The organism is Oceanicaulis sp., assembly GCF_965249665.1.
GTDB lineage: Bacteria > Pseudomonadota > Alphaproteobacteria > Caulobacterales > Maricaulaceae > Oceanicaulis.
Genome location: NZ_OZ252247.1, coordinates 646,389 through 657,398 on the forward strand (window position 1 = coordinate 646,389; position 11,010 = coordinate 657,398).

Consider the following 11,010-nt stretch of genomic DNA (forward strand, 5'->3'; position numbering starts at 1 on the left):
GTGGCGCGCCCCCTTGCGCCTTTGCCAGATACTATCGTTCATCTGGTTGAATAGAACATGAAGGCATAGCCCAGCCCGCGTTCAGGTGCGATCCCCCAAAGTGCTCCCATCAGGCCGCCAGGCCCATGATGAAGGAGAGACACCATGCATCTGTTCGCCAAACTTGCTGCGGCCGCCGCCTTCGCGGGACTGGCCGCTACAATCGCCCCCTCCGCCGCCTTGGCTGAAACTGCGACCGCTTCGACCGCCTCAACCGCCACAGCCCAGGGTTATGGCCGCAACCGCGGGTATGAACCGCATCATCGCGGCGGGCGCTGGAATGGCCCCGAAGGTCATTTCGTCGTTTATGCCCGCACCTGCCCGGATCTGCGCGAAGACCGCCGCGACCGTCGCTATGACACGGGCTGGCGCGATCGTCGTGAAGACCGCCGCGATCGCCGCGTCATCGACTGTCCGCCGCGTTCGTGGGAGTACGTCCCCAGCCGCCGTGAATTGCGCCAGGGCCGCACCGGCGAACGCCTGCGTCCCGACCGCGCCTATCTGGACCGCCGCTCCGGTGAGTTCTTTGTAGAGACCCGCTGGGGCCCGGTGCCTGTCCACGTGGTGCGAGGCCGTCATGGCCGCGATCACCATGCCTGGGGCCGAGGCCGGGATTGGGATCATCATGGTCGTGGCCGCGGACGCGGCCGCCACTAGACCGCGCTAGATCCGGATCACGCCATCCAGATACCGTTTGGCCGATCCCACCAGCAACACACGGCCCGCAGCTCCGGCGCGCACTTCCAGTGCGCCCGGGCGCGGGCCGACCTGTCGCGCCTTCAACGCCGTTTGTCCCAAACGGTCAAACCAGTACGGCGCCAGCGTGCAATGCGCCGAGCCTGTCACCGGATCCTCATCCACGCCGCTGGCCGGCCCGAAAAAGCGCGACACGAAATCAGACGCCCGCCCGGGCGCTGTGGCGATCACATTGGTGCGCGTGGCGGCCAGCGCCTTGATGTCCGGGTTGAGCCCGACCACCACGGCCTCATCCGCGTAGACCAGCATCTGATAGCGATTGCCATGCACCCGCTCGATCTCGTAGACGGCCTCGGGCGCATCCGCGCCCATCGCGGCGATCACTGCGGCGTCGTCCTGCCCCGGTTCAAAGCCGATCTGCGGGAAATCCATCTGATAACGGCCATCTTCCAGTCGGGACACTGTCAACAGGCCCGACAGGGTATGAAAGCGCGCCTCGGGTCCGACCACGCGTCCCGTTTCAAACAACCAGGCGGCCGAGGCGAGCGTGGCATGCCCGCACAGCTCCACTTCCAGCCCCGGCGTGAACCAGCGCAGCGCCCATTGGTCCTTCTCGCCCATGGCCCTCAGATAGGCGGTTTCAGACAAATTGTTTGATTGCGCCACGCCCAGAAGGTCTGCATCGGGCACATCGCGGTGCAACATCACCACACCGGCCGGATTGCCCGTGTGCGGTGTGTGACCATCGGGAAAGGCATGCATCTCGGCATAGGGAAATTCCATCAGTGCTCCACCCTGTAGCGTTGCAGGAAACGGCCATCGAGCCAGCGTTTGAGCTTCAGGGCCGGCTTGCCCTGAAACGCCAGATCGCCATAGCGCGCCAGTCCGGTGCCGTCGCCGACATCCAGAATCGACAGCCAGCGCGATTGGGGCGTGTACTGGCGGCGCGCCTGTCGCCCCTTCGCGGCGTTGATCAGATTCTGGATTAGAACTGGTGCGGCGCGCACCCCGAATACGCCCAGCTTGGGCCGGGGATGCTTGACCATGCACGCGCAATCGCCAATGGCGAACACCGCTTCGTCCCCGGTCCAGGACAAATCCGTGTTGATCGGCAAGCCCGCCTCTGACGCGCCCAGCCCCTCCGGCAGATTGGCGCTGAGGCCGGTTGCGGCTACGAGAATATCCACGGGCGCGACTTTGCGCTGCCCGAAATGCACCAAGCCCAGCGACAGATCCTTTACGCGATGGGGGACATATTCCACGCCGCAGCGCGCCATCGCGTCGAGCGCCAGTCGCCGCGCCCGTTCCGGCCAGCCCGTCATCAGTTCAGGCCCTGCGAGCAAGGTTTGTGGCCGCGCCCCCAGACGTCGCTGCAAGCTGGCCATGGACAAGGCGATTTCAACGCCCGTCGCCCCGGCGCCGGCCACCGCCAGTCGCAACTGACCGAGATTGGCCTCCAGCGTCGCGCGCAAGCCCGCCAGAGCGCTGACAGGTTTGACCGGGATCGCGCCCGCCGCCAGCAAGGGCGTCTCGGCGATGCGGCTGCCCGTGTTCAGGGACAAGACATCATACGCGCGTCGTACGCCGTCTTGCAGCGTCACCGTCCGCGCTTGTGGGTCCACCGCAAGCACACGCTGGCGCACATGCTCAAACGGTCCCTCGAGATCGGACGGATTCAGGCGAGCGGCGTTCGGTTCCAGCGCGCCTGACAACACGCCCGTCGCAGCGCCGGAATACCAAAAGGCGCCGGGGTCGATCAGGGTCAGAGACAGTCCGGCGTTGGCGAAACGGCGCGCCTGCCTCAGCGCCTCCATATGGGCATGCCCCGCGCCGACCAGCACCACCTGGCGTGTCATGGAGCGGGCGCCTCGGCGTAGACGGCGAGAAAGTCCGCAAACTCCTGCGGTCTGCGCGAGCGGGCGGTGCGCCAGTCATAAGCGCCGCCCGGATTGATGACGCGGCCATCGCCATCCGCCACGATAATGGCGGGCGCGCCTTCCACCTTGTCCAGCCCGTAGCTGGCCGCCAAATCGATATTCTTGTCATACCGGCCCACATCGATCAGCACGACTTCATAGCGCTCGCTCAGAAAGTCCTGCAGCTGCGGCAAAGCGAGCACGCTGGCGAAGCGGCGCGCATCCGGGCACCAATCCGCGCCGAACACCGCCAGTACGCGCTTGCCGGACCGGGCTGCGTATTCAGCGTTTCCGAGCGCGCCCCTGGGGTCCGGCGCAGAGCCATAAGGCGTCGGCACATCCGCTATGTCAGTCGCGTCAGGCAAAATTGGGCGGTACATCGGGGCGCTCCGGACTACAGCGTAAAAACTGTGTTCAAACCTGCGCCCTTCAAGTGGAAAGGTCCAGATTGAGACGGCGCCGCCTGTGGTCACACCTGTGTCAAACGCTGCAAATCACAGTGAAGACGTTATGCCTCGCTTGCCCGCTGGTCGCTCCCTCCGCTACCACCCTCGGCCATGAAGGAAAACAGGCCTCGGCCCCGCTGGCCTTGAGGCCCGTGACGGGCCATATAAGGCTCAAAGAGACGAAGAAGGATATCCCCATGGCGGCGAAAGACACCGGCCTCAGCTTTTCCTGGGAAGACCCGCTGCATCTTCAGCAGCAGCTGAGCGAAGACGAGCGCATGATCGCCGACAGCGCCCGCAGCTATTGCCGCGAGAAGCTGTTGCCGCGCGTGATCGACGCCTATCGCGAGGAAAGTTTTGATCCCGCCATCATGACCGAGATGGGCGAGATGGGCCTTCTGGGGGCCACCGTGGCCGAGGAATACGGCGGCGCAGGCCTGTCACATGTCGCCTACGGCCTGATAGCCCGCGAAGTGGAAGCGATTGATTCCGGGTATCGCTCGGCGATGAGCGTGCAATCCTCCCTCGTGATGTATCCGATTGAGGCTTTCGGCACCGAGGAGCAGAAACACAAATACCTACCCAAGCTCGCCAGCGGCGAATATGTGGGCTGTTTCGGCCTGACCGAGCCTGATGGCGGCTCTGATCCCGGCGCCATGCGCACCACAGCGAAAAAAGTCGATGGCGGCTATGTGCTCAACGGCTCGAAAATGTGGATCACCAATTCACCGATCTCCGACCTCGCAGTGGTCTGGGCCAAACTCGATGGCGAGATCCGCGGCTTTATCGTCGACAAGGGAACTGATGGCTTTGACTGCCCCAAGATCGACGGCAAGCTGAGCCTGCGCGCCTCCATTACCGGGTCGATCTCGCTTAATGACGCGCTTGTGCCGGAAGAGAACCTGCTGCCGCACGTCAAAGGCCTGCGCGGCCCGTTCTCATGCCTGAACAAGGCGCGCTACGGCATCGCCTGGGGCGCCATGGGGGCGGCTGAATTCTGCCTGCACGCCGCTCGCGCGTATGCGATGGACCGCGTGGTGTTCGGCAAGCCGATCGCCGGCACCCAGCTGGTGCAAAAGAAACTCGCCGACATGCAGACCGAAATCGCCCTGGGTTATCAGGGCGCTCTGGCCTTGGGACGCATGCTCGATCAGGGCGCATGGGCGCCCGAAGCCATTTCCATGATGAAACGCAATAATTGCGGCAAGGCTCTGGCGATCGCTCGCGAGGCCCGCGACATCCATGGCGGCAACGGCATCGCCGAAGAATACCATATCCTGCGCCACGCCATTAATCTGGAGACGGTGAACACCTATGAGGGCACCCATGATGTGCACGCCCTGATCCTGGGCCGCGCCATGACCGGGCTTCAAGCGTTTTCCTGATCCGGTCCGCACCATCACAACAAAAAACCCCGGCGCCATAGCGCCGGGGTTTTTTTATAGGGTCTGTTCCAGGAGTAGCGCTTAAGAACGCGTTTCCCAGTACGGACGCCGTCCCGTCAGGTTCAACGCCAGCGGATCCGGCCGTGTCAGCCGGCCAGTGGCGAACAGGACGACCAAAGTCAGCGCCATGCCGACCAAGGCCAGAAGGCTTGTCACCTCAGCTGACGCCAAACGCGGCGCCAACACAGCAAAAGCCAACCAGGCGGCGATCAGACCCACACCAATGAGATGAGACATGTGGACCTCCATTGATTGCTCACCGTTACAAAAGTGTCACCTTTCAATTCCAGTGTCAAGTTTTTTGACAGAACACGGACAATTTTTCCGCACCGGAGACATTACGTCTCACCTCTAATTTCTTGACGATTCACTATAATCTGACGCAAGAAACACTTCAGTTTGCAAGACGTTCCAAGGCAAAACCATGCACGATGAACCGGTCTATCTCACCCGACACGACACGGTCGCGTCATTGGTGCTCAATCGGCCCGCCAAGCATAATGCTCTAACTGAAGCGATGTGGCGGGAGATTTCGGAACTCTTGGCGGAAGCCGAAGCTGACAGCGACATCCAGATTCTGATTGTGCGCGGTAAAGGCGGCGCATTTGCGGCAGGCGCGGACATTTCCGAGTTTGAGGACGTCTACGCTACGCCAGAACGTGCAGAGGCTTATTCGCGGGCCATCGGCCAAGCCCTGGATGGTCTCGCGAGCTTTCCCAAACCCACAATCGCATCCATTGAAGGCGCCTGTATTGGCGGCGGCTGCGCCCTTGCCCTCGCTTGTGATTTGCGTTTCGCCGCCCAGGGCGCGCGGTTCGGCGTCACCCCGGCTCGGCTGGGACTGGTCTACCCCTTTAACGATACGCGCCGACTGGTGAACGCGGTCGGGTCTGCAGCCGCCAAGGATTTGCTGTTCACCGCGCGGCTGATCGATGCGGAGACCGCTTTGCAGATCGGTCTGATCAACCGGCTTACGCCATCGGGCATCCTCAAGGAAACCGTCAAGGATTACGCCAGCCACATCACCCGCGCCTCTAGCCACACCGCCAAGGTCACCAAACAGATGATCGCACGGATCGAGGCCGGTCAGGACCAGGACTGCGACCAGACTCGGGCACTGTTTCTGGAGGCGTTTTCCGGCGAACATTTTCAGGAAGGCTACAGGGCCTTCCTGGACAAACGGCATCCTGATTTCCCCAAACCCTGATCCTCGTGTTGCCCTGCACCATGCAGGCGCGCCTCGCATTCCTGGATGCAGCGACTATGTTAGCGGCGTCTTTCAGGCGGGAGAATCCTGTGTCCGATCATTCAGGCGTAGAACCGATTTCCAGTGCGCCGCGCTATATGACGCTGGCGGAAACCCTTCGATCCGGGATTGCATCCGGTCATCCGGCGGTCGGCGAGCTTTTACCCACCGAGCACGCTCTCACTGAGCAATATGGCGTATCGCGTCATACCGTGCGTGAAGCGCTGCGTTTGTTGGCGGAGGCCGGTCTGATCGCGCGCCGCCGCGGCGCCGGCACCGTGGTCGTCGCCTCCGAAGCGCGCGCAGGCTTCGCCCAGCGGCTGGGCAGCGTGGATGATTTGATGCAGTACACGCGCGCAGCACGTCTGAAACCGATCCGTCAGCGTACCGGCCCGCTGGACCCGGCGGTCGCGCGCGCCTTTGGTGTGGCGCCCGGCGGCGATTATCTGCATGTGCATGGCCTGCGCGGTCAGCCCGATCGCGCGCCGCTCGCCCTGACCGACATGTATATCCGATCCGATCTGGCGCCGCCGGTGGACGTGTTCGTCGAGCTCAATGGCGGCGTCACCGAATGGATGGCGACCGAACGCGGCGCCCCCACCGCCCGGATCGAACAAACCATTTCGGGCGGGCTTTTGACCGATACCGAAGCCGAAGCGCTTGATGCTGAAGCGGGGACCGCCGTGTTGCGCACCATGCGGCGCTATTATGACAAGGGCGGGCGCATCATCGCGCTCTCAGACACCGTGCACCCGGCGGACCGCTTCACCTATGAAATGACCATGCAGCGCGAAGTGGACTAGCCTATTCCGCCGCCCTGTCCTCATGGGTTTCTGACAGCATTTCATCGAGAATGGCTTGAGTATCCTCGCCCAGCTTGGGCGCGCGGCGCGTCAGCGTCGGTGCGCCGTTGATCCGGAAAGGGTCGCGGATCATTTTCAGCCCGTCAGGCTTGTCGGGATGCGGCACGGTCTCGATCATGTGTCGCGCCTGGGGCGAGGATAACGCGCACGCCATGGAGTTGACGGGGGCCACCGGCGCTACGCCGCCCAGCACCGTCATCCACTCCGCTGTCGTCCGCGTCGACAAGAACGCGTCCAGCTCCTCTTGCAGCTTCACCCGGTTCGCCCGGCGCGCCGCCATATCAGCATAGCAAGGATTATCCAGAAGGTCCGGTCGCCCCACCGCCGTGCAGAACGCACCCCAGAATTTGGGAAGCTGGCACATCACAAAGATCCAGCCATCCGCAGTGCGAAACAGCTGGCTGGGTGCGACGGAGGGATGGGCGGAGCGTTCAAGGCGCTCGGCGCATTTGCCCTCGTTGAGAAACCATGTGGCCGAATAGGAAAGCTGGTGGAGGGCCGCGTCAAACAGCGACACGTCCACATCACAGCCCTGACCCGTACGCTTGGCGCCCAGCACCGCCGACACCAGTCCCAGCGCCATCATCGTGCCGCCCATATAGTCAATCATCGACATGCCAAAGCGCGTGGGCGGCGTGTCAGGCTCTCCGGTCATCGCCATCAAGCCCGCCTCGGCCTGCATCAGATAGTCATATCCCGGCCAGTGCTTGCGCTCGCCCTGACGGCCATAGGCGGACAGGTGCGCACAGACGATGTCCGGCTTCACTGCGCTGAGATGGGCGTAATCCACTTTCAATTCGGCGGGCTGGTCCCCGCGCAGATTATTGGCGCAAGCGTCCGCGCTCATCACCAGCCGGTCAAAAATCCTGCGATCGCCGCGATCTTTGAGATCGAGCGCCATGGAGCGTTTGCCCCGGTTGAAGGTCTGAAAGAACTCGCTGTCATGATCGCCCAGAAAATACGGGCCCGCCAAGCGCGCACTGTCACCACCGACGGACGGGTTTTCGATCTTGATCACGTCGGCGCCCAGAGAGGCCAGCAACTGGGTGCCGTAAGGCCCTGCGCCGTATTGTTCGAGGGTTAAAATTCGAAGACCGCTCAAAGGCTGATGCATGGGGAACCCACAGTCTCACTTTCCTTTTCCCGAAAATGTTAACGGAAAGACAGAAACTGGCCAAGCACGTCTGCGACTTTAGCGTGAACAGCCTCAAAACCACAAGCACAAACAAGGACTTCACGATCCGCTGCAGATGGACACGAGGTCGCATTCCCCTCCTAATTCCCGCCTGCCAATGTGGGTATGGACCCAATCACCGGGAGGAGACCGAGATGAACCACAAACACCGCAAAACCCTGCACGCCCTGTTCGCTCACCCTGAACCGGCCAATCTGTCCCCTGCCGATGTGCAGCATGTGCTGATTGATCTCGGCGCTGAGATCAGCGAGCGGTCCGGCGCAAAATTCGCCGTCACTCTGGGCGGGCATACGGCCAATTTTCATCACGCCTCCCATTCCCTGCCCAAGGATGAAGTGCGTCAGATGCGCAAATTTCTGGAATCGGCCGGTGTCGATCCCGAGCGCGACTATCCGCTTTAAGACGCAAGGGTGCGGCTGGCCCTGTCCGACGCAGGGTCAGTCCGCCAGCAAGCGCCTGGGACCGCTGCCCTGTTTGCCCATCATGTCATCAGGGTTGTAAAGCTGGCAGGTCTCCAGAGACAGGCACCCGCAGCCGATACAACCGTCAAGCCGCGACCGGATCCGCTCCAGCTCCGCCATGCGCGCATCCACACGCGCCTTGATCCCCTTTGAAATACGCGCCCAGTCGGCCTTGTTCGGCGTCCGCCCATCGGGGAGCTGCTCGAGCGTGCTGCGGATCTCTTCAAGACTGAGCCCCAATTTCTGCGCAATCAGAATGAAGGAGACGCGGCGGATATCAGCGCGCGCAAACCTTCTCTGACCTGCATTGGTGCGATAGGCGTACACCAGCCCGCCATCGGCGTAATAGCGGATGGCGGAAACGGCCACGCCGGTCCGCGCAGACAGTTCTCCAATGGTGAGAAGTTTTTGACGCCGCGCCATCAGATTGTTTTTCCTTGATTTTAAAAACCTTGACCTCAAGTTAACTTGAGAAATTACGATTGCCAACATCACCCGTTTGATTGTTGGAGTTGCCCATGACCGCCGCCCTTGATTGCCCTCAACCGCAAGCGCGCAGCTGGCACGCAGATCGCGCCCTGTCCCAAGCCGCCGGAAGCGCGCTGAAAACCCGCCCCGATTATCGCCAGCATGACTCTGCTCTTGCGCAGCTGGACCGCATCTCACCAGCGCTCACCAACGGCTATTACAATCACGCCCCCATGGTGGTGGAAGCCTTGAGCGCCATGGGGCAAGGGCGCGAAGCGCTGGCGTGGCTCGAGCGCGAAGCGGACAGTTTCACCCCCGTGGACGCTGAGACCAGCCCCCTCAATCCCGACAACTGGCGCGCCCTGATCGCCGCCCCCGGCCGCTACGCCGACTGGCGCGCCTATTTTCAGAACGCCCTTGAGACCGATCCCTGGCGGGAAGTCGTCGCGATCTGGGTCAACCGGTTGGTGTTCGGCTTCTCAAGCTCGGCTGCCCATGGTCTGCTCCAAACCGCGCACGCGGCCCGCGCTTTGCAATCTGACGCGACGCCCCAGCGCTTGCGCGCCCTTGCCAATGCACTGGCGGGTTGGGCGAGCCGATATAGCCCCTTGCCTGTGGACGTCTTGCCCAATCAAGGCGTTCTGGACTTTCAGGCGGCACTGAACGCGATCACGCCATTGAGCGCTGACAAGGCCCCTGGCGAGGGCGCGATCACCGCCGGATACGCTCAACTGGTGCACGCGCCAGGTTTCGCCGAAGACGTGAGCCTTGTGGACCTCTCCGGCGATCTGGACGCCCGCTTTGACGCGCTCATGGCCGTGATGGCGTCTGTGTTTTTATCGCTGGCGCGCACGCCCTACACCGTCATTGTCTTCACTCATGCGGTAACCGGAACGGCCGCCGCTCGAACCCTGTCACAGATCGTTCCTGACGCCGTAGGCCGACAGCTTCTGTTCAGGGCCTTCGAACATGGCGCAGCGTTGAAAGCGGCCTTCACGCCGCTAGCGCTGCAGAGCGAAGCCCCCCGCAAGGCCCTGCCGCCCGGCGACCCCGCCAGACGCGCCGCCCAGCATGGCGATGATCACATGATCAAGCTGACCGAGGCCGTGCTGGACGCGTATAAGCGCACGCATAACCCAGTGTTTCTGGACGTGATCGCCCAGGCGTTCGCGGTTCTGCCCGCGCCGAACACACACTGACCTGCCGCCCTGACTTGGCGAAACCGCGTCAGAAGGGGATAAGGCGATATGTCCGCTGTCCTCAGCCCTCTTCTGACCTTGAGCCTGCTGGGCGCCTTGATCGCCTTGTCGGTGATCGACGCCCGGCGGTTCATTCTGCCTGACCGGATCACCTTGCCGCTGATCGCGGGCGGGGTGATCGCGGCGGCGCTGCTGGGCGCCCCGGTCTGGCTGCATGCTCTGGGAGGAATCGCCGGGTATTCCGCCCTGGTGCTGATCGAGAAAAGTTATGAGCGCTTGAGGGGGCGGGCCGGGCTCGGCCGGGGCGACGCCAAGCTGTTCGCCGCCGCAGGCACATGGTGCGGCGCATTGGCCCTGCCGGCGGTTTTGCTGTTTTCAAGCCTGGCGGCGCTATTGTACGCGCTCGCCTTGAAGCTCGTTCTGCGCAAGCGCGTGACCGCCGACAGCATGATCGCCTTTGGCCCGTTTCTGGCCTTCGGGATCGCCCTTGTCTGGCTATTGCAGCGCAGCGGCCTGTCAGGTCCCGCCGGGTTCTAAAGCCTCGACGCCGAGAGACGATCTGCGCCTTGGCGACACGAATAGACGCCGCCCAAAGGCCGCACCGTTTCGGAGCCATCGCTCTCGCGCACCCGCAACAAGACATTGGTCAGTCTCGGCCCGGATCCGGTCTCCTCGGCCACCTCACCGTTCAGTCTGAAAGTCTGGTCGCTGGAGGAGGCCGCATAGATCCGGGAGAAGCTTTGCCCCATCACGAAGGCGCCCGATTGAGCTGTTACGTCCAACGTATGCACTGCGCCGTCATGAACGATCAGGGCGCGTCTTTCACGTTCGTTTTCAAACACAACAAACGGATGACGCTCGCTCACGCCAAACAGGAAGACGCCGCACGCCCCGTCCGGCAGCGATTGCGGCGGCAGGCTGGTCACGTGCTCCGGCGCGCTCTGGGCCGATGCAGACGCCGGGCCGGGCTGGAGGGCGGTCGAGGTGCAAGCGCTCACCGCCAGCGCGCTCAATCCTGCAAGAATCCACCGCATGC

General features: G+C 62.9%; 14 protein-coding genes. 7 read left to right on the plus strand and 7 right to left on the minus strand.

Annotated elements, in window-relative coordinates:
* The first annotated feature begins 144 nt into the window (after positions 1-144).
* The gene (locus ACP154_RS03150) at positions 145-696 is read left to right on the plus strand and encodes a hypothetical protein (RefSeq protein ID WP_133724049.1); all 552 of its coding nucleotides are present in this window, start codon (positions 145-147) and stop codon (positions 694-696) included.
* Between the two features lie 6 nt (positions 697-702).
* On the opposite strand, the gene ACP154_RS03155 is transcribed toward ACP154_RS03150, so the two are convergent.
* The 3 genes from ACP154_RS03155 to ACP154_RS03165 are packed head-to-tail and all read right to left on the minus strand — an operon-like array spanning position 703 to position 3,031.
* Complete coding sequence (locus ACP154_RS03155) at positions 703-1,518, minus strand: PhzF family phenazine biosynthesis protein (protein ID WP_421856914.1); 816 nt, start codon at positions 1,516-1,518, stop codon at positions 703-705.
* The gene (locus ACP154_RS03160; RefSeq protein ID WP_421856908.1) at positions 1,518-2,591 is read right to left on the minus strand and encodes an NAD(P)/FAD-dependent oxidoreductase; all 1,074 of its coding nucleotides are present in this window, start codon (positions 2,589-2,591) and stop codon (positions 1,518-1,520) included. Before ACP154_RS03160 ends, ACP154_RS03155 begins: the two co-directional genes overlap by 1 nt.
* Complete coding sequence (locus tag ACP154_RS03165; RefSeq protein WP_421856905.1) at positions 2,588-3,031, minus strand: thioredoxin family protein; 444 nt, start codon at positions 3,029-3,031, stop codon at positions 2,588-2,590. Before ACP154_RS03165 ends, ACP154_RS03160 begins: the two co-directional genes overlap by 4 nt.
* A gap of 263 nt (positions 3,032-3,294) precedes the next feature.
* Between ACP154_RS03165 and ACP154_RS03170 the strand changes: the two genes are divergently transcribed.
* Complete coding sequence (locus ACP154_RS03170; protein ID WP_421856902.1) at positions 3,295-4,482, plus strand: acyl-CoA dehydrogenase; 1,188 nt, start codon at positions 3,295-3,297, stop codon at positions 4,480-4,482.
* An 81-nt stretch (positions 4,483-4,563) separates the two neighbouring features.
* On the opposite strand, the gene ACP154_RS03175 is transcribed toward ACP154_RS03170, so the two are convergent.
* Complete coding sequence (locus ACP154_RS03175) at positions 4,564-4,779, minus strand: hypothetical protein (RefSeq protein WP_133724054.1); 216 nt, start codon at positions 4,777-4,779, stop codon at positions 4,564-4,566.
* A 187-nt stretch (positions 4,780-4,966) separates the two neighbouring features.
* On the opposite strand from ACP154_RS03175, the gene ACP154_RS03180 reads away from it, so the two are divergent.
* Positions 4,967-5,749 carry an enoyl-CoA hydratase/isomerase family protein gene (locus tag ACP154_RS03180; RefSeq protein WP_421856899.1) on the plus strand — a complete coding sequence of 261 codons (783 nt, stop codon included), beginning with the start codon at positions 4,967-4,969 and terminating at the stop codon, positions 5,747-5,749.
* A gap of 89 nt (positions 5,750-5,838) precedes the next feature.
* Entirely contained in the window at positions 5,839-6,591 is a 753-nt protein-coding gene (locus tag ACP154_RS03185) for a GntR family transcriptional regulator (protein ID WP_107711629.1), read from the plus strand.
* A 1-nt stretch (position 6,592) separates the two neighbouring features.
* Here ACP154_RS03185 and ACP154_RS03190 read toward each other — a convergent pair whose 3' ends face one another.
* Positions 6,593-7,765: a CaiB/BaiF CoA transferase family protein gene (locus tag ACP154_RS03190; RefSeq protein ID WP_421856895.1), complete on the minus strand. Its 1,173-nt coding sequence runs from the start codon at positions 7,763-7,765 to the stop codon at positions 6,593-6,595.
* A gap of 215 nt (positions 7,766-7,980) precedes the next feature.
* Here ACP154_RS03190 and ACP154_RS03195 point away from each other — a divergent pair, with 215 nt between their 5' ends.
* Positions 7,981-8,247 (plus strand): hypothetical protein, encoded by a 267-nt coding sequence (locus ACP154_RS03195; protein ID WP_421856893.1) that lies wholly within the window; start codon positions 7,981-7,983, stop codon positions 8,245-8,247.
* Between the two features lie 36 nt (positions 8,248-8,283).
* Here the strand turns inward: ACP154_RS03195 and soxR are convergent, their stop codons facing one another.
* A complete protein-coding gene (soxR, locus tag ACP154_RS03200) occupies positions 8,284-8,730 on the minus strand; it encodes a redox-sensitive transcriptional activator SoxR (RefSeq protein WP_421856890.1) in 447 nt (148 codons plus the stop codon).
* A gap of 95 nt (positions 8,731-8,825) precedes the next feature.
* Here soxR and ACP154_RS03205 point away from each other — a divergent pair, with 95 nt between their 5' ends.
* Together ACP154_RS03205 and ACP154_RS03210 are read left to right on the plus strand one after the other, a co-directional pair.
* Positions 8,826-9,974, plus strand: a complete 1,149-nt coding sequence (locus tag ACP154_RS03205) for a hypothetical protein (RefSeq protein ID WP_421856887.1) — start codon at positions 8,826-8,828, stop codon at positions 9,972-9,974.
* Between the two features lie 48 nt (positions 9,975-10,022).
* A complete protein-coding gene (locus ACP154_RS03210; RefSeq protein ID WP_107711634.1) occupies positions 10,023-10,511 on the plus strand; it encodes a prepilin peptidase in 489 nt (162 codons plus the stop codon).
* Here the strand turns inward: ACP154_RS03210 and ACP154_RS03215 are convergent.
* Positions 10,508-11,008, minus strand: a complete 501-nt coding sequence (locus tag ACP154_RS03215; protein ID WP_421856884.1) for a hypothetical protein — start codon at positions 11,006-11,008, stop codon at positions 10,508-10,510. The two genes, ACP154_RS03210 and ACP154_RS03215, sit on opposite strands and share 4 nt — an antisense overlap.
* Positions 11,009-11,010 lie beyond the last annotated feature (2 nt).